The organism is uncultured Sphingomonas sp. (genome assembly GCF_913777625.1).
Lineage (GTDB): Bacteria > Pseudomonadota > Alphaproteobacteria > Sphingomonadales > Sphingomonadaceae > Sphingomonas.
This window is the reverse complement of sequence record NZ_CAJYTI010000025.1, coordinates 34,234-58,538: the sequence shown is the minus strand read 5'-3', so window position 1 is coordinate 58,538 and position 24,305 is coordinate 34,234. Positions and strand designations below refer to the sequence as shown.

The 24,305-nt window shown below is 67.5% G+C and carries 19 protein-coding genes; 8 read left to right on the top strand and 11 right to left on the bottom strand.

The features are described 5' to 3' along the window. The 8 genes from QZ814_RS13425 to QZ814_RS13390 all read right to left on the bottom strand — a co-directional run. On the bottom strand, nt 1–800 hold an 800-nt coding region (locus tag QZ814_RS13425; protein ID WP_294333016.1), incomplete at its 3' end, for an efflux RND transporter periplasmic adaptor subunit. Between the two features lie 156 nt (nt 801–956). After that, nucleotides 957–1,775 carry a Cof-type HAD-IIB family hydrolase gene (locus tag QZ814_RS13420; protein ID WP_294333014.1) on the bottom strand — a complete coding sequence of 273 codons (819 nt, stop codon included), beginning with the start codon at nt 1,773–1,775 and terminating at the stop codon, nt 957–959. Beyond that, nucleotides 1,772–3,211 (bottom strand): glucose-6-phosphate dehydrogenase, encoded by a 1,440-nt coding sequence (zwf, locus tag QZ814_RS13415; protein ID WP_294333011.1) that lies wholly within the window; start codon nt 3,209–3,211, stop codon nt 1,772–1,774. The genes QZ814_RS13420 and zwf overlap by 4 nt, the downstream gene beginning before the upstream one ends. Next, nucleotides 3,208–4,194: a phosphogluconate dehydrogenase (NAD(+)-dependent, decarboxylating) gene (gnd, locus tag QZ814_RS13410; RefSeq protein ID WP_294333009.1), complete on the bottom strand. Its 987-nt coding sequence runs from the start codon at nt 4,192–4,194 to the stop codon at nt 3,208–3,210. The genes zwf and gnd overlap by 4 nt, the downstream gene beginning before the upstream one ends. A gap of 23 nt (nt 4,195–4,217) precedes the next feature. Next, the gene (locus QZ814_RS13405) at nt 4,218–7,022 is read right to left on the bottom strand and encodes a bifunctional transaldolase/phosoglucose isomerase (protein ID WP_294333007.1); all 2,805 of its coding nucleotides are present in this window, start codon (nt 7,020–7,022) and stop codon (nt 4,218–4,220) included. Further along, complete coding sequence (gene tkt / locus QZ814_RS13400) at nt 7,019–9,094, bottom strand: transketolase (protein ID WP_294333005.1); 2,076 nt, start codon at nt 9,092–9,094, stop codon at nt 7,019–7,021. The genes QZ814_RS13405 and tkt overlap by 4 nt, the downstream gene beginning before the upstream one ends. 58 nt (nt 9,095–9,152) lie before the next feature. Further along, a complete protein-coding gene (rpiA, locus tag QZ814_RS13395) occupies nt 9,153–9,851 on the bottom strand; it encodes a ribose-5-phosphate isomerase RpiA (RefSeq protein WP_294333004.1) in 699 nt (232 codons plus the stop codon). A 90-nt stretch (nt 9,852–9,941) separates the two neighbouring features. After that, on the bottom strand, nt 9,942–10,694 hold the full coding sequence (locus QZ814_RS13390) for a helix-turn-helix transcriptional regulator (protein ID WP_294333002.1): 753 nt from the start codon (nt 10,692–10,694) through the stop codon (nt 9,942–9,944). A gap of 180 nt (nt 10,695–10,874) precedes the next feature. On the opposite strand from QZ814_RS13390, the gene QZ814_RS13385 reads away from it, so the two are divergent. Together QZ814_RS13385 and QZ814_RS13380 are read left to right on the top strand one after the other, a co-directional pair. After that, nucleotides 10,875–13,013 carry a marine proteobacterial sortase target protein gene (locus QZ814_RS13385; protein WP_294332999.1) on the top strand — a complete coding sequence of 713 codons (2,139 nt, stop codon included), beginning with the start codon at nt 10,875–10,877 and terminating at the stop codon, nt 13,011–13,013. Further along, nucleotides 13,010–13,639 carry a class D sortase gene (locus QZ814_RS13380; protein WP_294332997.1) on the top strand — a complete coding sequence of 210 codons (630 nt, stop codon included), beginning with the start codon at nt 13,010–13,012 and terminating at the stop codon, nt 13,637–13,639. Before QZ814_RS13385 ends, QZ814_RS13380 begins: the two co-directional genes overlap by 4 nt. A 24-nt stretch (nt 13,640–13,663) precedes the next feature. Here the strand turns inward: QZ814_RS13380 and QZ814_RS13375 are convergent, their stop codons facing one another. Beyond that, nucleotides 13,664–14,560, bottom strand: a complete 897-nt coding sequence (locus QZ814_RS13375; protein WP_294332995.1) for a LysR family transcriptional regulator — start codon at nt 14,558–14,560, stop codon at nt 13,664–13,666. 91 nt (nt 14,561–14,651) lie between these two features. Here QZ814_RS13375 and QZ814_RS13370 point away from each other — a divergent pair, with 91 nt between their 5' ends. After that, on the top strand, nt 14,652–15,512 hold the full coding sequence (locus tag QZ814_RS13370; protein ID WP_294332993.1) for an aldo/keto reductase family oxidoreductase: 861 nt from the start codon (nt 14,652–14,654) through the stop codon (nt 15,510–15,512). On the opposite strand, the gene QZ814_RS13365 is transcribed toward QZ814_RS13370, so the two are convergent. Then, nucleotides 15,513–15,824 carry a metalloregulator ArsR/SmtB family transcription factor gene (locus tag QZ814_RS13365; RefSeq protein WP_294332990.1) on the bottom strand — a complete coding sequence of 104 codons (312 nt, stop codon included), beginning with the start codon at nt 15,822–15,824 and terminating at the stop codon, nt 15,513–15,515. A gap of 131 nt (nt 15,825–15,955) precedes the next feature. Between QZ814_RS13365 and QZ814_RS13360 the strand changes: the two genes are divergently transcribed. Continuing rightward, nucleotides 15,956–16,690, top strand: a complete 735-nt coding sequence (locus QZ814_RS13360; RefSeq protein ID WP_294332986.1) for an SDR family oxidoreductase — start codon at nt 15,956–15,958, stop codon at nt 16,688–16,690. Nucleotides 16,691–16,710: 20 nt separating this feature from the next. On the opposite strand, the gene QZ814_RS13355 is transcribed toward QZ814_RS13360, so the two are convergent. Continuing rightward, a complete protein-coding gene (locus QZ814_RS13355) occupies nt 16,711–17,607 on the bottom strand; it encodes a LysR family transcriptional regulator (protein ID WP_294332983.1) in 897 nt (298 codons plus the stop codon). Between the two features lie 98 nt (nt 17,608–17,705). Here QZ814_RS13355 and QZ814_RS13350 point away from each other — a divergent pair, with 98 nt between their 5' ends. From QZ814_RS13350 to QZ814_RS13335, 4 genes are all read left to right on the top strand, one after another. Continuing rightward, a complete protein-coding gene (locus QZ814_RS13350; RefSeq protein ID WP_294332981.1) occupies nt 17,706–18,572 on the top strand; it encodes an NmrA family NAD(P)-binding protein in 867 nt (288 codons plus the stop codon). Nucleotides 18,573–18,858: 286 nt separating this feature from the next. Then, complete coding sequence (locus QZ814_RS13345) at nt 18,859–21,597, top strand: TonB-dependent receptor (RefSeq protein WP_294332979.1); 2,739 nt, start codon at nt 18,859–18,861, stop codon at nt 21,595–21,597. Then, on the top strand, nt 21,597–22,694 hold the full coding sequence (locus QZ814_RS13340) for an arabinogalactan endo-1,4-beta-galactosidase (protein WP_294332978.1): 1,098 nt from the start codon (nt 21,597–21,599) through the stop codon (nt 22,692–22,694). The genes QZ814_RS13345 and QZ814_RS13340 overlap by 1 nt, the downstream gene beginning before the upstream one ends. A 427-nt stretch (nt 22,695–23,121) precedes the next feature. After that, on the top strand, nt 23,122–24,282 hold the full coding sequence (locus QZ814_RS13335) for an aspartyl/asparaginyl beta-hydroxylase domain-containing protein (protein ID WP_294332976.1): 1,161 nt from the start codon (nt 23,122–23,124) through the stop codon (nt 24,280–24,282). Nucleotides 24,283–24,305: the final 23 nt, after the last annotated feature.

The window sequence follows — 24,305 nt, the reverse complement described above, 5'->3', positions numbered from 1 at the left end:
TGCGGGATCGCGAACTCGACGTCGATCGGCTGGAGCGTGGTCACCACGACGATGCCGTTGGTGTCACCCGCGCCGATATAGTTGCCGATGTCGACCACCTTCAGGCCCGCGCGGCCGCTGACCGGCGAGACGATACGGGTATAGCCGAGGTTTATCTGCGCCTGCTGCACCGATCCGCGATCGGCGAGCACGGTGCCTTCCAGCTGGTGGACCAGGGCCGCCTGGGTATCGCGGTCCTGGCGCGCGATCGAATCCTGGCCGAGCAGCGTGTTGTAGCGGGCGAGCTGGAGCCGCGCATTTTCGAGCTGCGCCTGGTCGCGGGCAAGCGCGCCGCGCGCCTGCAGCAGCGCCGCCTGATAGGGCCGCGGATCGATCAGCGCGAGCGCCTGCCCCTTCTGGACCAGCTGGCCTTCGCGGTAGAGCAGCTGGACGATCGTGCCGGAAACCTGCGGGCGCACGGTAACGGTCGCCGCCGGCGTCACCGTACCGAGCGCCTCGACCTGGACCGGCAGATCGGCAAGCGCGGCCTTGGCGGTGCCGACCGTCGTCGGCTGCGCCATGCCGCCCCGCCGGCCGCCGCCTCCCCCGCCGCCGCCAGGCCTTCCGCCCTGCTTGCCCGACGAGGACCCGCCACCCTGCGACAGCATCACCGCCAGCGCGACCAGCGCGACGATGGCGACGACCCCCACGATCCAGCTGATCGTCCGCGCTCTGGGCGAGAGGGTACGACGTTGGACCGCCCCGTCCTGATGCTGCGCGGCCAAATGCGGGTCGTTTTCGTTGATCATGCTGTCGTCCATTCGCATGCGCAGCGCGCGTTCCTTAGCCTTGTAGAGCGAACGCCTCGTGGACGCGTCGCATGGCGAAACGAGCCGGGGCTCCAGCTGCCCCTAAAAGGGGTTTGTCGCAAAACTTTGTCGGTATCAAAATGGCGCGGAACGGCGTGGAATCGGCCTTCAGGCCTGAGACGCGCCGAGCAGCGGCAGCAGGATGGTCTCAATCGCCTGCGCCACGCCGTCGGCGTCGCTGGCGCCGGTGACTCGCGTCGCGGCCTTTCGCACGTCCTCCGGTGCCTGACCCATGGCGATCGACAGCCCGGCTCGGCGGAACATCGGCAGATCGTTATACTGGTCGCCGATCACCGCCGTATCCGCCAACGGAACGCCGAGCGCCGCAGCCAGCGCCGCGATGCCGTCGCCCTTGTTCGCCGTCGGCGCGGTGACATCGAGATAATAAGGTTGCGACCGCGCGACCTCGGCGGCGTCGCCGAGCGCCGCCGCGACCTCCTGCTCCAGGGCCGCCAGCATGGCGTGATCGGAGGAGACCGCGACGATCTTGTCGACGGCGTCGAGCAGCGGACCGAAGTCGCTGCACAGCACCGGATCCTGCGCCGAGGTGACCCGCTCGCGCGGGGTATAGTGATCGTCGATCCGGTCGGTGTGCCACTGCCCCTTGGCGAAGACCCAGCGGATCACCGCGGGCCGCGCGACCTGCTCGAGCGTGCGCGCCGCTACCTCGCCGTCGAGATGCGTCGCCGACAGTACCGTGCCGTCCGGCCGCACCAAGGTCCCGCCGTTGAAGGCCCCGATCGGCGCGGTGAGTCCCAGCCGCTCGGCGATCCAGAGCAGCCCGCTCGGCGGGCGCGCGCTGATGATCGAGACCGGCACGCCCGCTGCGATCAGGCGCTGCACCGCGGCCACTACGGGCTCGCCCAGGCTCTTGTCCGGGCGGACCAGCGTGCCGTCGACATCGGAGAGAAACAGGCGAAGGTTCATGTGATCTCGTGCCAGCTGCGGCCGTCGCGCGCGAGCAGCGCGTCGGCGGCGGTGGGGCCGGCGCTGCCGGCGGCATAGTCTTCGGGCGCGCCCGTCCGCCAGGCGTCGAGCAGCGGCTGCACCGCGCGCCAGCCGCCCTCGATCTGGTCGGCGCGCTGGAACAGGCTTTGGTCGCCGATCAGCACGTCATAGAGCAAGGTCTCATAGCCGGTGCGATGGCCGAGGTCGAAGGCATCGGCATAGGCGAAGCTGAGGCAGGCCGGCACCGTCTCGATCACCGGGCCCGGCCGTTTGACCGACATCTCCAGCTTGAGTGCCTCGTTCGGCTGGATCTGGAGGATCAGGCGGTTGGGCGGCAGCGCCTCGGCGGGCGTTTCGCGGAACAGCAGCGGCGGCACCGCGCGGAAATGGATGACGATCTCGGTATCCCGCGCCGCAAGGGCCTTGCCGGTGCGCAGGTAGAAGGGAACGCCGTGCCAGCGCCAGGTCTCAACCGCAACCTTGAGCGCGACATAGGTTTCGGTGTTGCTGTCCGGCGCCACGTCGGGCGTGTCGCGATAGGCGGGCACGTCCTTGCCTCCCGCGCTGCCGCTCCGATACCCGCCGCGTACGGCATCCTCCGGATCGATCGCCCGCACCGCCGCGATCACCTTGGACTTTTCGGTACGCAATGCTTCGGCTTCGAAGCTGTTCGGCGGCTCCATCGCGACCAGCGCGAGCAACTGGAACAAATGGTTGGGCACCATGTCGCGGAGCGCGCCGGTCTCGTCGTAGAACTTGCCGCGGCTGCCCACCGCCACCGTCTCGGCCGCGGTGATCTGGACATGGTCGATATAGTGGTTGTTCCACACCGCCTCGGTCAGCGCATTGCCGAAGCGCGCGACGGTGATGTTCTGGACCGTCTCCTTGCCGAGGAAATGGTCGATCCGGTAGATCTGCGCCTCGTTCGCGTGGCAGAGCAGCTGCGCGTTGAGCGCCTGGGCGGAGGCGAGATCGGTACCGAACGGCTTCTCGACGACCAACCGGCGGAAACCGTCGCGCTCGTCGAGCAGCCCGCTGGCACCGAGCTTGTCGCCGATCGGCCCGAAGAAGCCCGGCGCGGTGGCGAGGTAGAAAACGGCGTTGCCCTCCAGCTTCGCCTTCAGTGCGTCGTACAGCGCATCGTCGGTGAAGTCGCCCTGGAGATAGGCGATGCGCCGCGCCCAGCGCGCCCAGGCTTCGGCGTCGCTCTCGTCCTCGACAAAGGCTTTCAGCTTGTCGCGGAGCGCGGCATCGTCGCCCTCGCCGTGGCTGATGCCGAGCAGCCGGGTGTCGCCATCGAGCAGCCCGTCGCGTTCGAGATGGACGAGCGCCGGCATCAACAGGCGACTGGCAAGGTCGCCCATCGCCCCGAAGATCACCAGGGTGGCGGCGGGGGCCGGCGCCGCGTCGCTCACTGCGGCATCTCGACATGCCCGCCAAAGCCGAAGCGCATTGCCGAGAGCAGCTTGTCGCCGAAGGTATTCTCGACGCGGCTGCGATAGCGGGCGAACAGCGCCGCGGTGAGGACATGCACCGGCACGGCCTCCTCCATCGCCGCGTCGATCGTCCAGCGCCCCTCGCCGGAATCGGCGACCTTGCCGCTGAACCCCTCCAGCATTCCGTCCTTGGCCAGCGCCTGGGCGGACAGGTCGAGCAGCCAGGACGAGATCACCGATCCCCGGCGCCACACTTCGGCGATGTCGGTGAGGTTGAGGTCGAAGCGCTCCTCCTCGGGCAGCTTGTCGGACGACTTGCTCTTGAGCACGTCGAAGCCCTCGGCATAGGCCTGCATCAGGCCATATTCGATGCCGTTATGGACCATCTTGACGAAGTGGCCGGAGCCGGCGGGACCGCAATGGATATAGCCCTTCTCGGCGCGCGGATCGCAGCCTTCGCGCTCCATCCGTTCCTCGGTGCGGGGGATGGTGCCGATGCCGGGGGCGAGCGCGTCGAAGATGGGGTCGAGCAGGTCGACCGCTTCCTTGGTGCCGCCGATCATCATGCAGAAGCCGCGCTGCAGCCCCCACACGCCGCCCGAGGTGCCGACATCGACATAGTGGAGCTGGCGCTCGGCCGCGACCTTGGCCCGGCGGATATCGTCCTTGTAGAAGCTGTTGCCGCCGTCGATCACGATGTCGCCCGGCTCGGCGGCGGCCATCAGCGCTTCGACGGTGCTCTCGGTCGGCTCGCCGGCTGGCAGCATCACCCAGAAGATGCGCGGCGCCGCCAGCTTGGCGACGACGTCCTCCAGCGAGCTCGCAGGGGTGGCACCGTCCTTGGCGATGGCCGCCACCGCTTCGTCGCTGCGATCATAGGCCACGATCTGATGGCCATGTTCCATCAGCCGGCGCGCGATCCCCGCACCCATGCGGCCGAGGCCGATCATCGCAAGACGCATTCGCAAATTTCCTTTCGCTGAACTCAAAGGGCCGCACGCACGGCCGATGCCAGGGTTTCTATCCCACCCCCGCCGCGCTTCAAATGGAGCCGCAGCACGCGGCGGCCGCGTTCGGCGAGCACGTCCGTGTCGCCGCGCGCCTGGGCGATCTGCACCGTGCCGAAGCTGGCCTTGCGCCCCGGCACGGCGATGTCCGGATCGGGATCGCGGGTAATGGTGAGGAAGACACCACTGTTCGGTCCGCCCTTGTAGGCCTGGCCCGTCGAGTGGAGGAAGCGCGGACCGAAGCCGGCGACCGTCGCCACGCGCTTCGTGTCGCGCACGGCGGCGCGCATTGCCGTCAGCGCCGCCGTGTCGGCTTCGTTGCGCTCGATATAGGCGAGGAAACCGGCATAGTCGCCGGGCAGCAGCGCGGCGAAATGGTCGGCGAGCAGGCTCGCGGGGCTGCCGGAGAGCGCCTGGCCCTTGGCCGCATAGAGCGCGAAATCGGCATTTTCCGCGATCGGATGTTCGGGATCCTGCGCCCCGGAGGCTTCATAGGCATCGACCAGCTTGCGCGTGGCGACCTTGGCGTCCTCGACATCGGGCTGGTCGAACGGATCGATGCCGATCACCGCACCGGCAATGGCGGTCGCGACTTCCCAGCGGAAGAACTCCTGCCCGATCTGCTGCGGGGTATCGAGGGTGATCCGCACCACCGGATGCCCCGCTGCGGCAAGCGCGTCCAGCCGGGCAGCATCCTCGCCCGCGGCGTCGCCGGCGAGGGCGAAGTGCACGAAGACGCGGTCCTTGCCATAGACTTCGGGTGCGCCGAGCGGCTCCAGGTCGACGGGCACGATGCCCCTGCCCTGCTTGCCGGTAGACTCTGCCAGCAGCTGCTCGAGCCAGGCGCCGAGCGGCGCGAGCGGCGGGGCGGCAAGGATGGTCAGCTTGTCGCGCCCGGCCTTGGCCGCCTCGCCGAGCAACACGCCCAGACGGACGCCAGGATTGGCGGCAGGCTGCACATCGGCGCCGCAGGAGAACACCATCGGCGCCGTCGCCTGGAAAAAGGCCGCCACGTCGAGGCCCATCGCGGCGGCGGGCACCATGCCGAACACCGAGAGCACCGAGTAGCGCCCGCCGATTGCCGGATCGCCGTGGAAGGTCGCGGTAAAGCCATCGGCCTTGGCGGTCTCCTCCAGCTTGGAGCCGGGATCGGTCACCGCGACGAAATGTGCTCTCTTGCGGCCGCCCGCCTCGAAGAAATAGGCGCGGAGCAGTTCGGGCTCCAGCGTCGAGCCGGACTTGGAGGAGACGAGGAACAGCGTATCGGCCGGATCGATCGCCGCCTCCACCGCGGCGATCTGGCCGGGATCGGTGGTGTCGAGCACGTGGAGCGTCGGGCTGCCAGGCGCATTGCCGAGGATCAGGGCGAGCACCTCGGGGCCCAGGCTCGATCCGCCCATGCCAAGCAGCACCACATCGCGGAACGCGCGGGCCTTCTCGGCGAGCCGCTGGAGCGCCGCCACATCGACCTGCTCGCCGCGCGCGGCGGGGAGCCAGCCGAGCCACCTGGCTTCGTCGCCGCCGGTCCACAGCGTCGCGTCGCCCTGCCAGAGCCGCCGCGACCAGGCATCGGCACGGGCGGCTTCCAGCCGCTCGTCGATCGCCTTGGCCAGCACCTCGGGCAGTTGCGCCTCGAACCCGTTCTGTCGCTTGCCGAGATGCGCGGTGCGCTTGGCGGCGACGGCACCGAGCAGGGCATCGGCGGCATCGCCGAACTGCTGCACGCCGTCGAGCACCAATGCGCGGGTGATCTCGTCCAGGCCGAGCCCCAGCCGGTCGGCCTCCGCCAGCACGTGCTGCGCCTCCTCCAGGCCGTCGGTCAGGGTCTCGGCGACCGTGCCATGGTCGCGAAAGGCGTCCATCGTCTTGGGCGGCATGGTGTTGACCGTGTCCGGCCCGATCAGCGTGTCGATGTAGAGCGTGTCCGGGTAGACCGGGTCCTTCACCCCGGTCGACGCCCAGAGCAGCCGCTGCGGCATCGCGCCCTTGGCGGCGAGCGCCTGCCAGCGCGGACCGGCGATCATGTCGCGATACCAGGCATAGGCCAGCTTCGCATTGGCGATGGCAACCTTGCCGCGCAGGGCCTTGAGCGCGTCGCTTTCCGGATCGCCTTCGGCCACCCGCGCATCGATCTTCCTGTCGATCTGGGCGTCGATCCGGCTGACGAAGAAGCTTGCCACGCTCGCAATCCGGTCGATCGGCTGCCCCGCTGCCACCCGCGCTTCCAGCCCGGCCAGATAGGCCTCGGCCACCGCGCGGTAGCTCTCCTGCGAGAACAGGAGCGTGACGTTGATGTTGATCCCGTCCTCGATCAGCTGGCGGATCGCGGGGGCGCCGGCCTCGGTGCCAGGCACCTTCACCATCAGGTTCGGCTCGTCGACGTGCGCCCAGAGCCTGCGGGCTTCCTCGATCGTCGCCTCGGTACCGTTCGCAAGATAGGGCGAGACTTCGAGGCTGACATAGCCGTCGCGGCCGCCCAGCCGGTCATAGACCGGACGCAGATCGGCGGCGGCGGCCTTGATGTCGGCGATTGCCTGACTTTCGTAGACATCGGCGACGCTGGCATCGCCGGTGCCGAGAAAGCGGTCAAAGCCCTCGTCATAGGCGTCGCCGTGCCCCATCGCTTTCTCGAAGATCGACGGGTTGGAGGTTACCCCGGTCAGGCCGTCCTGCTCGATCAGCCTGCGCAGGCCGCCCTCGCGCAGGAAGCTGCGGTCGACGAAATCGAGCCATGCGGCCTGGCCGACCTCGTACAGCTGTTTGAGCTTGCTGGGGCCGCTCATTTGGACTGCGCCAGCACGTCGCGGGCTACCTTCACGACATTTTCGACGGTGAAGCCGTATTTCTCCTGCAGCTTGGCGAGCGGAGCCGATGCGCCGAAGGTCGACATGGTGACGGTGGCGCCGTGGGTGGTGACATAGCGGTCCCAGCCCATCGACCCGGCCTGCTCGACCGCAACGCGCGCCATCACGTCCGGCGGCAGGACGGACTCGCGATAGGCCCGGTCCTGCTTCTCGAACAGATACCAGCTGGGCAGCGAGACGACGCGGGAGCGCACCCCCTCGGCGGTCAGCCGCTCATGCGCATCGACCACCATCGGCAGTTCGGAGCCAGTGCCGATCAGGATCACCTCCGGATCGCTGCCCTCGGCATCGGCAAGCACATAGCCGCCGCGCTCCAGCCCCTCGGCCGAGGCATATTTGCTGCGGTCGAGCGTGGGGATCGCCTGGCGCGAGAGGATCAGCGCGGTCGGCTCCTGGCTGTGCTCGAGCGCCACCTTCCACGCGACTGCGACTTCGTTGGCGTCGCCGGGGCGGATCGTGTCGAGGCCAGGGATCGCGCGCAGCGTGGCGAGATGCTCGATCGGCTGGTGGGTCGGCCCGTCCTCGCCGACGCCGATGGAATCATGGGTGAACACGAAGACGACCGGCAGCTCCATGATCGCGGCGAGGCGGATCGGCGCGCGCATGTAATCGGCGAAGACGAGGAAGGTCGCGGTGTAGGGGCGCAGATAGCTCAGCGCCATGCCGTTGGCGATCGAGCCCATCGCATGTTCGCGCACGCCGAAGTGCAGGTTCTTGCCGGCATAGTTGTTCGCCTCGAACGAAGCCGCGCCCTTGATGTCGGTCTTGGTCGAGGGCGAGAGGTCGGCCGCGCCGCCGAGCAGCGCCGGCAGATGCGGGGCGACCGCGTTGATCACCTTGCCGCTGCTGTCGCGCGAGGCGAGCCCCTTGGCGTCGGCATCGAAGCTCGGAATCGCTTGCTGCCAGCCATTGTGGAGCTTGCCGCGACGGAGCTCGTCGATCTCGGCGGCTTCCTTCGGGAAGGCCTCGCGATAGCGAGCGAACAGCTGCTCCCATGCTTCCCGCGCCGGCTTCCCGCGATCGGCGACGGCCGCACCGAAGCGCTCGGCCACGCCCTCGGGCACCAGGAACTGCGCGTCCTCGGGCCAGCCATAGGCTTTCTTGGTGGCGCGGACATTGTCCTCGCCCAGCGCCTCGCCATGCGCCTTCTCGCTGCCGGCGCGGGGCGACCCCCAGCCGATTACCGAATGGACGATGATGAAGGTCGGCGCATCGCTGGTCGCGCGGAAGGTTTCGAGCGCCTGAGCTAGCGCGTCCGTATCGTTCGCGTCGTCGACATGCAGGACGTTCCAGCCATAGGCCTGGAAGCGCTGGCCGACATCCTCGTCAAAGGCGAGATCGGTGCTGCCCTCGATCGAGATATGGTTGCTGTCGTAGATCCAGCAGAGGTTCGAAAGCTTGAGATGCCCGGCGATCGAGGCCGCCTCGCCGGACACGCCTTCCATCATGTCGCCGTCGCCGCACAGGACATAGACGTCGTGGTCGAACAGGTCGAAGCCGTCGCGATTGTAGCGTGCGGCGAGCGCCCGCTCGGCGATCGCCATCCCGACCGAGTTGCCGCAGCCCTGGCCGAGCGGACCGGTGGTGGTCTCGACGCCGGTGGTCATCCGGTATTCGGGATGGCCCGGTGTCTTGGACGAGAGCTGGCGGAACTGCTTGATGTCGTCGAGGCTCACCGCCGGCTCGCCGGTCGGCTGCCCGTCCGCATTGATCTCGCGCACCCCGGCGAGGTGCAGCACGGCGTAGAGCAGCATCGAGGCATGCCCCACCGATAGCACGAAGCGGTCGCGGTTCGGCCAGTCCGGCGCGGCGGGGTCGTAGCGCAGGAAGCGGCTCCACAGCGTGTGCACCACCGGCGCCAGTGCCATCGGCGTGCCGGGATGGCCGCTATTGGCCTTTTGCACCGCGTCCATCGCGAGCGTGCGGATGGTGTCGATGGCGAGGCGATCGGGCGAGCCGTCTTCGTGAATCTGCTGGTCGGTGTCGGGCATGGGTCAGGCAACTCCGTTCGTCGCGGTGCAACGGGTGGGTTCGCAAATGGCTGCAATCTTATTCATCTATCGGCCGCTCCTGACGGGTCACGCCGTCGGATCCGGCGACGTAGAGCGCGTCGATCTCGGTGAGGAACAGGCCGTGGCCGAGGGCGCCGGGAATGGCCGAGAGGGCAGCGGCAAGTGCGGTCGGGTCGGCAAGTGTCGGGAAGCGCGCGTCGAGGATGTGGTGGCCCGCATCGGTCACCCACGGCGCGCCATCGCGCAACCGCAGTGCCGGGGCGCCGCCGAGACGCATGATTTCCCTGCAGACCAATCCTCTTGCTGCCGGCAGGATTTCAATCGGCACCGCACGGGCACCCAGCCGCTCGACCTGCTTCGAGGCATCGGCGATGGCGATGTTACGGCGGGCGAGCGTGGCGACGATCTTTTCGAGCAGCATCGCGCCGCCGCCGCCCTTGATGGCACGCAGGCCAGGGTCGATCTCGTCGACGCCGTCGATGCACAGGTCGATCGCGGTGCGTTCGTCCGGCGGCAGAAGGCGGAGACCCGCGGCACGCGCCGCCACCTCGGTAGCGCGCGAGGTCGCGACCGCGACAATGTCGAGCCCCGCCGCCACCCGGGGCCCCAGTATCTGCACGACATGGGCCGCGGTGCTGCCGGTGCCGAGGCCGACGACCATCCCCGCCTGCACCTCCTCGACCGCCGCAGCCGCGGCGGCGCGTTTCAGGGGCTCGGCATCGACCGGGGAAACCATGATGGCCGAACGGTACAGGGCCGCGCACGTTCCGGCTGCTATACGCGCGTCTAGTCGCCGGCGCGCCGCTGCGCGGCTTCGCCTAGCCCGTCACCCGTGCCAGCGGCAGAAGTCGCTCGCGATCGCGTGATCGAGGATCTGCCGATAGGCGGCGAACGGCGCATCCCCCGCTGCGAGCACGCCGAAATGCGGGTTGTCGATCTGCTCGAGCGGCACCAGCGCGATCGGGCTGGCGACGGGCAGCAGCTGCGAGCCCGGCCCTGCCTGCAGCGTCGACAGCAGGCCGAACATCCGCCGCTCGCGCGTGCCGCGGCCCAGCATGATCAGGCGGTATTGCCCTTCCTCGCTGGTCACCAGATAGGTGTGGCCGGACAGGTTGGGCATCGAGACATAGCCGGACTGGGTAAAGGTCCGGTCCGCCCGCTCGCTTTCGGTGAAGCCGAGATGCCCGCCGGCGCTGTTCCAGAAAATCTCGGTGCGATAGGCATAGATCTCGCCCGGCCGGCTGAACGCCGGTCGCAGCGTGAGGTAGCTGCCCTCGATCCAGCGCACCGCCGGGCGGCTGTACGAACCCATATGCGCCGGGGCCAGCAGCGCGTCGGGCGATGCGGACGGTGCGGCGGTGGCCGACCGCAGCGTCGTTGCCAGAACGTCCTCGATCCGAACGACGGTCGCCAGCGAGAAGGGGCGGCTGCCGGAGAGCGCCTTCTCCAGCGTCGAGAGGCTGATCCGTGCCATATCGGCCAGCGCCTGGCGCGAGATGCGCCGCCGGGCCAGCTCTTCCCGAAGCCGCGCCGCGATCTGATCATTCTCGCCGCGACCCAACGGTCCTTCGTCGCTCATCCCGCTCTCCTGCCGGACAACCCCACACAAATCCGGACATTCCGTCAAGGGCTTGGCGGAGATTCTCCGCAATCCGTCACCGCCCGCCACGGCGTGGCCAAAGCTGGCAGAGCTTTCGCGTGTCGGTCCGCCATCCCGGCCGGCTAGCAGCAAGGCTCCACCCCAGAAGGGAGTTCTGCCATGCAACTGCGTACCATCCCCAACCGACCGAGTGCTGCCGATGCTCGCTATCGCCAGGCCCTGGGCGCGATCGGCCTCGTCGGCATGGTGCTCGGCAGCTTGCTGGCAACGCAGGCGCGCGCGGCAGAAAACGACGATCCCGCCGCCGGCGGCGCGCTTCTCCTCCAGGCGCGGGGCGGCAAGGACGGTGCCCCCGCAGCATTGCCCGCCGTGCGGCTCGGCACCGACATCGACGTGGTCGTCAACGGCCCGGTGATGCGGGTGCGGATGACGCAGGCCTTTCGCAACACCAGCAGGGGCTGGATGGAGGCGACCTATCTCTATCCCCTCCCCGAGGACGGCGCGGTCGACACGCTGAAGATGGTCGTCGGCCAGCGCGTGATCATCGGCCATATCAAGCGCCGCGCCGAAGCGCGCGACATATATGAGCGGGCGAAGGCACAGGGCCAGCGCAGCGGCCTGGTCGAGGCGGATCGGCCGAACCTGTTCCGCACCAACGTCGCCAATGTCGGCCCGGGCGAGACGGTGCTGATCGCGATCGAATATCAGGCACCGGTGCGCCAGCTCGGCGGCGAATATGCGCTGCGTCTGCCGCTGGTGGTCGGTCCGCGCTATGTGCCGCCGCGCAATCTGACGAGCAGCGCCGGGGTGGCCGATGCGGCCCGGGTCACCGCGCCGCTGGCTGCCCCGGGCGCGCCGCTCAATCCGGTGTCGATCACGGTCCACCTCGCGCCGGGATTCACACCGGCCAACATCCTCAGTCCGTACCACCGGATCAGCGTGGTCGATGCAGGGCCCTCCGAGCGGACGATCACGCTGGCCAAGGGCGAGGAACCGGCGGACCGCGACTTCGAGCTGCGCTGGCGCTCGGCCAGCGCCGATCCCATGCTCGGCCTGTTCCGCCAGACGCTAGGCGGCCAGCACTATGTGATGGCGACGATCACGCCGCAGACCCATGTCGAGCCCGGCAAGGTCGCCCCGCGCGAGATGATCTTCGTGATCGACAATAGCGGCTCGATGAGCGGCAGCTCGATGGACGCCGCCAAGCAGAGCCTGCTCCATGCGCTCGGCACGCTGCGGCCAGAGGACACGTTCAACGTGATCCGCTTCGACAACACAATGACCCAGCTGTTCGACCATCCCATTCACGCCAATGCCGAGCAGGTCGCGCTTGCGCGCACCTTCACCACCGGATTGCAGGCGGCGGGCGGCACCGAGATGCTGCCCGCGCTCAAGGCCGCGCTGGCCGACGCGCATCCGGCCGACAGCGGCGTGCGCCAGATTGTGTTCCTGACCGACGGCGACCTTTCGGACGAGAAGGAGATGATGGCCGAGATCGCCGCGCATGGCGGCCGCAGCCGGGTGTTCATGGTCGGGATCGGTTCTGCGCCCAACAACTATCTGATGCGCCGTATGGCCGAGGCTGGCCGCGGCACCTATACCAATATCGGCGAAGGCGGCGAAGTGCTGGCAAAGATGACCGCGCTGCTCGACCGGCTGAAGGCGCCCGCGATGCACGACATCGCGGTGCGGGTGGAGGGATCGCCGCTCGACCTGACCCCGCACGATCTGCCGGATCTCTATGCCGGCGAACCGCTCGTGCTGCTGGGCAAGGGCGATGCGCTCAAGGGCGTGCTGGTGGTCAGCGGGAGGGTCGGCGACACCCGCTGGAGCCAGCGGATCGATCTCAGCCAGGCCGCAGACAGCCCGGCGGTCGCCCGCCTCTGGGCCAGCCGCAGCATCGCCGATGTGGAGGCGCAGCGGTGGTCGGGACAACTCGACGGCGCGGCCGCCGACGAGAAGGTGGCGCAGCTCGGGCTCGCCTATGATCTGGTGACCACGCAGACCAGCCTCGTCGCCGTCGATGAAACGCCTGCGCGGCCGGAGGGCGCACGACTGACCAGCGAGGATCTGCCGCTGCTGCTCCCCAAGGGCTGGGATTTCAATGCGCTGCTCGGCCAGGATGCGCCCGCCCCCGCGACCGCTGCCGGTCTCCCCGAGCCGGAACAGCAGATGGATTTGCCGCAGACCGCCACGGGCTATCTGGGCGCTATGTGGCAGGGCCTGGCGATGCTCGCGCTGGGTATGCCCGGCCTCGTCGCCGCGCACCGTCCCCGCCGCGCCGAGGCACGCAAGTGAGGCGGCTTGCGCTCGGCGCCGCCGCGGTCGCGCTGTGCCTTGGCGGCGCGATCCGCCTCGCCGAAGGCGCTGCGGTGCCGATCCGCGCCGAAATCGCCCAGTACCGGCTGCGGCAGGTGTTCGAGCAGCGACTGGACGCGGCACTGGCCGTTCCCGCTGCTCCAGCCGTCACACCCGGGTCGCTTCCCCGGATGCCTTCGCGGGCGGCGGTGCAGACCAGGTCGGCCCTGCCAACCGCCGGCCCCGTTGCGCGGATCACCGTTCCCCGGCTCGGCGTGCGAGACATCGTCCTCGCCGGGAACGGCACCCACGAACAGCTGGCCGAGGGACCGACGATGATCCGGCAGGGCGATACGGCGAGCCCCGTCACGGTTCTCGCGGCCCATCGCGACACGCACTTCCTGTTCCTCCGCGAGTTGCGCGAGGGCGACGAGGTTCGCCTGCAATTCGTGGACGGCCGTGCGCAGCGCTATCGGGTCACGCGATTGGAAACGGTGCGTTGGGACCGGTTCACCTACCCGCTCCACCCTGCGCGCCCGCGCCTCGCGCTGACGACATGCTATCCCTTTGGCGGCACTGAATATGGCGGGCCGTGGCGCCGGGTGGTCTGGGCCGAACGGGTGTAGGACAGGGTCCGGCGCCCCGAACGGCTAGCGGCGAAGGAAGTCGAGGAAGGCGCGGAGCGGCGGCGGCACGAGGCGGCGGCCGGAATAATATAGAAACGGCCCCGAGAAGGACTGCCACCATGTCGGCAGCACCGGTTCCAGCGCGCCCCTGTCCAGCGCCGGACGCAGCCAATCCTCGAACAGATGGAGGATACCGCCCCCTGCAACCGCCACGTCGACCAGCAGGTCGACTGCGCCGGCGACGCTGGCGATCAGCGGGCCCTGCGGTTCGATCCGCACGATCTCGGTGGCGCGCTCGAACTCCCAGGGACTGGTCAGCGCACCGCTGGTGAAGCGGGCGCACAGACAGGCATGATCGAGCAGGTCGCGCGGGTGCGTCGGTCGTCCGCGCGCGTCGAGATAGGACGGTGCCGCCGCGGTTGCGAAGCGCTGCACGCGCGGGCCGATCGACACCGCGATCATGTCCTGCTCCAGCCGCTCGTCATAGCGGATGCCCGCGTCGCACCCGGATGCCACCAGATCGACGAAGCCGTCCTCGGCGACGATCTCGACCCGGATATCGGGATAGGCGGCGAGGAAGTCCGGAAGAATCGGCGGCAGCACCAGCCGCGCCGCGCTGACCGGTACGTTGAGCCGCAACGTACCCGCCGGCCGATCGCGGAACAGGTTGACGACGTCGAGCGCGGCCTCGACCTCGCCCAGCGCCGGTGCCAGGCGCTCGATCAGCCGGGCGCCTGCCTCGGTGGGCGTCACGCTCCGCGTGCTGCGATGGAGCAGCCGCACGCCCAGCCGCGCCTCCAGCCGTCGTACCGCCTCGCTCAACGTCGACGCGCTCGATCCGATGGCGCGCGCCGCATCACGAAAGCCGCGCGCCTGCGCGACCGCGAGGAACGCATTGAGATCGGCAAGATCAGCCTTCATTGTTCGGATTTCCGTACAGCCCGTGCAGATCCCTCCAACTTATCGCGCTCCTCCGCAAGCCGTATCTCCAGGTCAACAAAGGAGAATTCGGATGATCGACCCAGCAGGCACCTATGCCCTCGGCGGACGCGAAGTGAAGCGGCTCGGCTACGGCGCGATGCAGCTCGCCGGGCCTGGCGTGTTCGGGCCGCCGCACGACCACGACCAGGCCCTGGCCGTGCTTCGCGCGGCGATCGAGGCGGGAGTGAACCACCTCGACACCAGCGACTTCTACGGCCCGCACGTCACCAACCGGCTGATCCGCGAGGCGCTGTTCCCCTATCCGCAGGACCTACTGATCGTCACCAAGATCGGCGCACGCCGGGGGGACGATGCCTCCTGGCTGCCGGCGTTCGCGCCGGACGAACTGGCACGCGCCGTCGACGACAATCTCGAAAACCTCGGGCTTGAGGCATTGGACGTCGTCAATCTCCGCCTGATGTTCGACGTTCATGGCCCGGCGGAAGGATCGCTCGCCGCACCGCTGAAGGTGGTGGCGGACCTGCAGCGGCGAGGGCTGGTGCGCCATGTCGGGCTGAGCAACGTGACACGCGCGCAGTTCGAGGAAGCACGGGCGATCGCCGAGATCGTCTGCGTCCAGAACCAGTACAACCTTGCCCACCGCGACGACGATGCCTTTATCGACGCGCTGGCGGCGGAAGGGGTTGCCTATGTGCCCTTCTTCCCGCTGGGCGGCTTCAGTCCGCTGCAATCGGCGACCTTGTCCCAGGTTGCGGCACAGCTCGACGCGACGCCGATGCAGGTTGCGCTTGCCTGGCTGCTCCAGCGATCGCCCAACATCCTGCTTATCCCGGGCACCTCGTCGATGGCGCATCTCCGCGAGAATCTGGCGGCGGCATCGCTGACGCTGCCGCAGGATGCAGTGACCAAGCTGGACGGAATCGGCAGGTGATCAGCCAGGCCGATTGGCGAGTACCACGTCGAGCAACCCCGGAAAGCGGCGATCGAATTCGGATCGCCGCAAGCTATTGATCATCTCGCGCCCCACCTGCGTCGTCTCGATCAGCCCTGCCGCGCGGAGCAGCTTGAGGTGATTGGACAGCGTGCTCTTGGGGATGGCTTCGCAGGGTGCGGCATCCGTGCAGCGCAACCGCTCGGCCGCCGCCAGCCGCGCGACCATCTCCAGCCGGTTGGGATCGGCCAGCGCATGCAGCGCCAGGTCGAGCGGGACGTCTTCCAGCCTTGGGTGGGTGAAGCGGGCCATGCGACCGATATAGGGCGTCCCGATAAATTTAATAGTTCGGGATTATTGAACTGTCGAACCAACGCGCCATATGCCGGTTGCCGACAGCGCACGACGCCGTGATCGCGGGCCACATCATACGGAGTATCGACATGTCACTTCAGGGCAAAAAGGCGCTCGTCACCGGCGGATCGCGCGGAATCGGCGCCGCGATCGCCAAGCGGCTGGCGGCCGATGGCGCGGCGGTCGCGATCACCTATGCCGGCAACAAGGCGGCAGCGGACGCCACCGTGGCGGCGATCGAAAGCGCAGGCGGCACCGCTTTCGCCTTCCAGGCCAATGCCGCCGATCCGGACTCGCAGCGCGCCGGGGTCGACCAGGCCGCCGCCGCCCTGGGCGGGCTCGACATCCTCGTCCACAATGCGGGGGTGGCGGAGTTCTCGACCGTCGCCGACGGCACCGACGAAACCTATGATCGCCAGTTCGCCGTCAACGTAAAGGGCCTGCATGTCGGCACGCGCGCGGCGCTGCCGCACCTGCGTGACGGCGGCCGGGTCCTCCTGATCGGCAGCATTTCGGGCGAGATGGCCTTCCCTGCAACCACGGTATACAGCGCGACCAAGGCAGCGGTTGCGGCATTGGCTCGCGGCTGGGCGAAGGACCTCGCGGCCCGCAACATCCTGGTCAACACCGTCCAGCCGGGGCCGATCGATACCGACATGAACCCGGCCGACAGCGAGTTTGCCGGGCAGGTCCTGAGCGCCATCCCGCTCGGGCGCTATGGCAAGGTCGAGGAGATCGCGGGTGCGGTCGCGTTCCTCGCCGGACCGGATGCCAGCTACATCACCGGCACCACGCTCAACATCGATGGCGGCGCGACGGCGTAAGACGCACGCCCCCGCCCCGTTCAGGGCTGGTCGTCGAGACAGGCGGCCAGCTCTTCCGGCGTGCCGTTCGGGAACGCGTGGCGCAGCAAGTCGAGGAACGCCGAAACTCTGGCACTCAGCAGGCGGCGGGATGGGTATAGCGCCCACAGGGCGATGTCCGAACCCGCCACATCCCCCCACCATGTCAACCGCTGCGCAGCGAGGTCGCGGCTGACCAGCGAGAGCGGCAGCCGTGCCGCTCCGGCCCCGGCGCGCACCGCATCCCGGATCATCACCAGCGACGAAAGCCGCAGCACCGGGTCGATCGCGATCTCGTGTTTGCCGTCAACAGCGGTAACCGTCCAGCGCCGCGCCGGATCGCCGCCGCGTACCACGGCAGGAGTCGCGGCGCCTTCCGGCAGCGCCAGGTGCGCGCTCGCCACCACCACCAGCCGGTCGTGCAGGAAAGGCCGACCGACCAGCGCCTCGTCGGCCGACGGATCGACGCGGATCACCAGGTCATAGCCTTCCTCGATCATGTCCACCGCGCGATCGTCGGCGGTAACCTCCAGCCGGACTTCGGGATATCGCCGCGCGAATTCGGCTGCCAGCCGTCCCATCGCGGTCTGGGAAAAGAGGAGCGGCGCGCTGATCCGCAGGCGCCCCCGCACCCGTGGGCTCCCCTGCGCGATGGCGGCGGTCGTCTCCTCCAGCTCGGCCAGCAGGGCCCCGGCGCGCTCGAACAAGGCCCGCCCCTCCTCGGTCAGCTTGAGGTCGCGCTGCCCCCGCTCGAACAGTCGAAGGTCGAGCGCCGCCTCGAGATCGGCCACGCGACGGGACAGCGTCGCCTTGGGTCGGCCGGTGGCACGCGCCGCTTTGCCGAAGCCGCCATGACGCGCGACCAGCGTGAAATCAGCAAGGGCGAGAAGGTCCATCATGTTCCACCAGTGAGACGGTTCGTCCAGAATGCGCGTCTATTTGCACGCTCATGGATCACGCATCTTGCTCGGGTCAGCAAGACCCAAGGAGACATTCCATGACCATTCTCGTAACCGGTGCCACTGGCCGTGTCGGCCGCCAGGTCGTCGACCAGCTCGTCGCTCGCGACGCCGATGTCCGCGTTCTCACCCGCGATCCCGCCAAGACCACCTTTCCGGCCGGCGTCGAGGTCGCGCAGGGCGACCTGCTGGACATCGATGCCATGCGCGCCGCCCTGGCCGGTATCCGCACGCTGTTCCTCCTGAATGCGGTGGCGGGTGATGAATTCACTCAGGCGCTCATCACCCTCAACCTTGCCCGCGAGGCCGGGGTCGACCGGATCGTCTACCTGTCGGTCTTCGACGCGGACCGGGCCGTCAACGTGCCGCACTTTGCGGTCAAGTCCGGCGCCGAACGGATGCTGGCGGCGATGGATTTCGGCGCCACGATCCTGCGGCCGACCTATTTCATCGACAACGAAGCCATGGTGAAAGACGTGATCTTCCAGCATGGCGTCTATCCGATGCCGATCGGCAGCAAGGGAGTCGCCATGGTGGATACCCGCGACGTCGCGGAAGTCGCCGCGCGTGAGTTGCTTCGCCGCGACCGCGCACCGGGCAAGCTGCCGCTCGAGACGATCAATCTCGTCGGCCCGGATACGCTCACAGGCGAAAGCGTAGCGGCGATCTGGTCGGACGTGCTGGGCCGCCCCGTCGTCTATGGCGGCGACGACCCGAGCGGATTCGAGCAGAACGCGGCGACCTTCCTGCCGCGCTGGACCGCCTATGAAATGCGCCTGATGGCAGAGCGCTATGTCAGCGACGGCATGATCCCGAACCATGGGGATCGCGAACGTCTGATCGCGATGCTGGGCCGCCCGCTCCACCGCTATCGGGAAACCGCTTTGGCCTTGACGGCGGCCTGACCTGATGAATCCCGGGCGTGCCAGTCCCCGGATCGCGCATCCGGCGGCTGGCACGCACCGGCAAGACTGGGTCATTGGGCCTGCCGCGCGCCACGAGTCCCGCCGCTAGCGGACAGGCTGGGCGCCAGACGCGATATCGGGGCCAAAGCGGGCGCCGCACCGCGGACAGTGGCAGAATTACCACACAGGTGGGAATTGCTACCGCTGTCACTATCGCCCCCCTTTCCGAAAGCTGATTTATATGATTATTATTTTCCTGTTACACGCGTAAGGGAGAGGGACCCCCATGAAGATCAACGGCGCGGGCAAAGCCGCGGCGAGCCTGCTGGCGATTGCGATCGCCGCGCCTGCATTCGCGCAGACCGATGCGCAACCGCAGGCTGCCGTCACGCCACAAACGCCTGCCGCTGAGGACCAGGACACGGCCGAAATCGTCGTCCAGGGCTATCGCGCCTCGCTGCGCACCGCGCTGCAATCGAAGCGAGACGCCGATCGCGTCCAGGAAACGCTCTCCGCGCAGGATCTCGGCAAGCTGCCCGAGGCGTCGATCGCGGAGTCGCTCGCACGCCTGCCCGGCCTCGCCACCAATCGCGATCGCGGCAACGGCACCCAGATCTCGATCCGCGGCATGGGACCAAACCTCGTCAACACGCTGCTCAACGGCCGCGAAGTTGTCTCGGCCGAAGCGAACCGCAACATTCGGTACGACGATTACCCGACCGAGCTGCTGAACGGCGCCTATGTCTACAAGTCGCCGACCGCCTCGCAGGTCGAAGGCGCCATCGCCGGCCAGGTGAACCTGCAGACCGTCCGACCGCTCGATTTCGGCAAGCGCAAGGTCGCGATCAACCTGCGCGCAAGCTACAACGACCTCGCCCCCGACATCGCCGATGCCAAGCCCTGGGGCTATATCGGCAGCATCTCCTACGTCGACCAGTTCTTCGACAACACGCTGGGCGTGGCGCTCGGCTATTCGGGCCGCCGCCAGGCCAATGCGACCGCGCGCACCAACGTGTTCCGCTACACCAACAGCTTCGCCGACCTGAACGGCGACGGCAAGGGCGCGGCCGGCAACGCCAAGGGGCAGGACAACATCCCCTATGGCTATGAGGCGCTGGTCCGCGGCGGCGACGACATCCGCCACGGCGCACTCGCGGCGGTGCAGTGGAACCCCGGCCACGGTCTGTTCGAGCTGAACGGCGACTTCTTCTACAGTCATGTGAAGTTCACCGAAACGCAGCGCGGCCTGCGCGCCGAGGGCCTGCCCTTCGGCAACAGCTTCTCCAAGCCGACCGTGGTCGACGGCAACGTCACCGGCATCACCGCAACCAACACCGGCGTCGATTACGGCCTCGACGTGCGCAACGTGAACGAGAGCTTCTTCTTCACCGACGACCTGTACGCAGGCGGTCTCAACGGCAAATGGTCGAAGGACGGCTGGACCGGCATCCTCGACGCCGGCTATTCGACCACCCACCGCAGCCAGCAGTTCCTGACGCTGCGCACCGAATATTCGGCCAGCGCAAACGGCTTCACCTTCCAGGATCGCTACGGCTCGACCGGTACCTTCCTGACCACGCCCGGCCAGGCGGCGAGCTTCAGCTTCAACCATTCGCTGACGGATCCGAACGTCAACCGCATTTCCGAATTCCAGATCCCGACCAATGGCGGCGGCGCGCCGCTGATCAACGACCATCTCTGGACGCTGAAGGGCGAGCTGCAGCGCGAGTTCGACAGCGGCTTCGTCAAGCGCATCACCGGCGGCGGCCGCTTCACCGATCGCGAAAAGGACTATACCCAGCGCACCCAGTACGGCTTCATTGATGCGAGCAACCGCGTCGCGATCCCGTCGGACCTGATCAACGGCACCGTCACCTTCCCGAGCGGCTTCGGCGGCGTGCCGCAGACGCTGTCGATCGACATCCCGGCCGCGATCAGCCGCTATTTCGGCAAGCTCGATCCGCAGCAGAGCTTCTACGACCAGTCGTCGAGCTGGAAGGTGCGCGAGTCCACCGTCGCCGCCTATGCCCAGGCGGACCTGGAAGGCACGCTGTTCGGCATCCCGGTGACCGGCAATGCCGGCGTACGCATGGTCCATACCGACACCAGCTCGCGCAGCACCAAGATCGACGGCCAGGGCGCGGTTGCCGTCGCCACGCCGGTGCGGTTCGACAACGCCTTCACCGACTGGCTGCCCAACCTGAACCTCAACTTCAAGCTGACCGACAAGCTGCAGATGCGCTTCGGCGCCAGCAAGGCGATCGCGCGCGCGCCGCTCGACGACCTGAACGCAGGCGTGGGCGTGTTCACCAGCGGCGGCGCGCCTTCGGCCACCGGCGGCAACCCGCTGCTCGAGCCGTTCCGCGCCAAGCAGCTCGACCTCACCTTCGAATGGTATTTCGATCGCGACAGCGCGCTGACGATTTCGGGTTTCTACAAGGACCTCGACACCTTCATCGCCACCCAGACGACCACCCGCAACTTCACCGATACCGGCGGCAACATCGTCCAGGGCACCTTCACCCAGCCGATCAACGGCAGGGGCGGCACGATCAAGGGCGTGGAAATCGCCTTCCAGAAGGCGTTCACCTTCCTGCCGGCCCCGTTCGACGGCTTCGGTACGTACCTGAACTACTCGTACACCGACAGCGACATCACGGTGACGGAGCGCGACAACGCCATCGGCGCCACCGCGCTGCCGGGCCTGTCCAAACATGTCGGCAACGCCACGCTCTACTACAGCAAGCGCGGATTCGAGGCGCGGATCGCGTACCGCTACCGCAGCAACTATGCGACCGAGCTGGGCGACACCGATCGCCTGCTCTACACGCGCAACGAAGGCGTGCTGGACTTCCAGACCTCGTACAAGTTCCAGACCGGCCCACTCAAGAATGTCGAGCTGCTGTTCCAGGCCAACAACCTGACCGACGAGCCGTTCGAGACCTATTATGGCGATACCCGCCTGCAGGGCCGCTATGAGCGGTTCGGCCGTCGCTTCCTCGCCGGCGTGAGCTACAGCTTCTGATGCTGGGCCAGCTTCTCGCCGCTACGGCCCTCGCCGCCGGTTCCCCGGCGGCGAAGGACGACACGCTCTATCTGGGCGCTGACCTCAGCTATGTGAACGAGATGGAGGATTGCGGCGCGGTCTATCGCGAGCGCGGCAAGCCGGTCGATCCGTTCGCGCTGCTGAAGGCCAAGGGCGGCAACATCGTCCGCGTGCGGCTGTGGAACGCGCCCGACTGGACCCGCTACAGCAACTATGACGACGTGCTGAAGACGATCCGCCGCGCCCATGCGGCGGGTCTCAAGGTGCTGCTCGACTTCCATTATTCGGACGACTGGGCGGACGGCGAGAAGCAGCGCCCGCCCGCCGCCTGGGCCAAGCTCGATACCGATGCACAGGTCAAGGCGGTGTATGACTATACCAGAGAGATCCTGGGCAAGCTCGCAGCCCAAGGTCTGATGCCAGACATGGTGCAGGTCGGCAACGAGACCAATCCCGAGCTGATGGGCGGCGTGATCGGCGAGGCGATCCACTGGGAGCGCAACGCCCGGCTGTTCAACGCCGGCATCAAGGCAGTGCGCGACGCCGGCAAGGCCAGCGGCACCCGCCCCAAGGTGATGCTCCACATCGCCCAGCCGGAAAACGTGATTCCCTGGTTCGACCAGGCGACGGTGGCGGGCGTGCTCGATTACGACGTGATCGGCATCAGCTATTACCGCAAATGGTCGAAGCTCGGCATCGACGGGCTCGGCAAGGTGATCGCCGCAGCCAAGGATCGCTACAAGGCCGACGTGATCGTGGTGGAGACGGCCTATCCGTTCACCAATGACGGTGCGGATGCCTCCCCCAACCTGCTCGGGCCGGACACGCTGATCCCCGGCTATCCGGCGACCCCGGACGGCCAGCGTCGCTATCTGATCGACCTTACCCAGCAGGTGGTGACCAGCGGCGGCATCGGCGTGGTCTATTGGGAGCCCGCCTGGGTCTCCACCCGGTGCAAGACGCGCTGGGGTACGGGCTCCAACTGGGAAAACGCCGCTTGGTTCGACCTCGACAAGCACGAGGCGCTGCCGGCGTTCGACTTCCTGCGCCACGCCTATCGGCTACCGCAAAAATAACTTCGTTCTCATTATGTTAGTCCTACCGAGGTCGAGAATTGGCTCGACCAAGACATTGTCATAGCGGTGCCGACACTGCCGATCGAAAGACGGCGCCGTGCGTCCACGAGGCGTCCGGCGCTGGATGGGCCCATATCCGCGCCCGGTCCAAATACGGCTGTTGGGCCTTATCTTGCGTGGCGCGCGCTCCCCAAGCACGGAATGCGGTCCGACGGGGCGCTTGCTTATCTTGCCCTCTCCCTGTGGACAGCATCGCCGCTGTCCTATCGGCAATCCATTTGTCGCCGCTGGTAAAATTCTCCGAGACACCTCTCAGTAACGGCTTTTTACTCGAGCAACGGCCACGGATAACACTCTAATTGCCGCCCCATTTTACCATTGCGTAATGCTGTTAGCGGATTACCTTAGCAATTAGGGGGTAATGCACATGGACAGCACTACAAAACAGCACCTCGGCCCCGCTCTTGATCGCATCCGCACGCTTCTGGCGGACATGATCTGGCTTGAATCGATGATGCCGGTCTATCACTTCCAAATCGACGACGCTGATTTTGGATGGAGCCCTCACAGCGGACTTACGCTCGGAAGACCAGCGTCGCCGACGTGCGTGGTGCACATCCCCAGCCAAACGCTACGAGAGTTGCTGGCGGGCAATCAGGATCCACGATCGCTTCAGCGACAGGACAAACTACAGCTTGGCGGATTGCTGAGTGACGCTGTTGCACTGTCCAAAATATTTCTCCCGGAAGATCAGAAGATCGCGCGCTGGAAAAGCCTGCTGAGCGAACCCGAGTTTTCGCTGAGGATGTGGTCGACAGATGGTCGCCGCTTGCAGGTCGAACGCATACTCCCGGCACTGGACCGCCTTGAGCAGGCGCATGGCGAATCTCTCGCGCGCGTGCGGAACGCGCTGGCTGCGTGGATAGATCACCGTATCAGCACCTGCCGCCTCAACCAGTGGGTCCGCTTCGATTTCGAAGGCCTGGCCGTCGAACCCTGGGAAGATCCCGCAGCGATGGACGCCATCGTCGCGCCCGCATTCCCGGCGCTTCGGGCGGAAAGCATCGCCTTGCTGGATGGCCGCGTGCGCGCGCCCCATTACGGCGGTTCCGAAAGCGATCCGGACACGCCGGCCCCCAATCAACCTTTCGGCTGGCGCTCCTACAACATCATCGAGCATTTCGAATGGAAGCATGAGCGCGCAGCTCTTTTCCCGGAAACGAGCGCCGTATTGGGGGCGCTGGCGCAGACCAACACCATTGCCCATGCCGGCTTCCTGATCATGGACCCGGGCCTCGTCCTGCCGCCACATTGCGACGGCGCGAACTGGATGCTGAGCTATCAATTCGGGCTGATCGTGCCCGACGGCTGCTACCTCGAGGTGGACGGTGAGCGGCGCTATCATCGCGAGGGACAGGGCCTCGTGTTCAACGACAGCTTTGTGCACAGCGCCGGTAACGAGAGTGCGGGGCCGCGTGTTCTATTGGCGATCCTGCATGCCAATCCTGCCCTTTCTTCCGCCGAACGGCTCGCGATGATGGAAGTCGCGAACCGGTTGCAGACCGGCGCAATGGTCTATGCCAAGTGAAGCCGCGCGGGCAATTGCGGAGG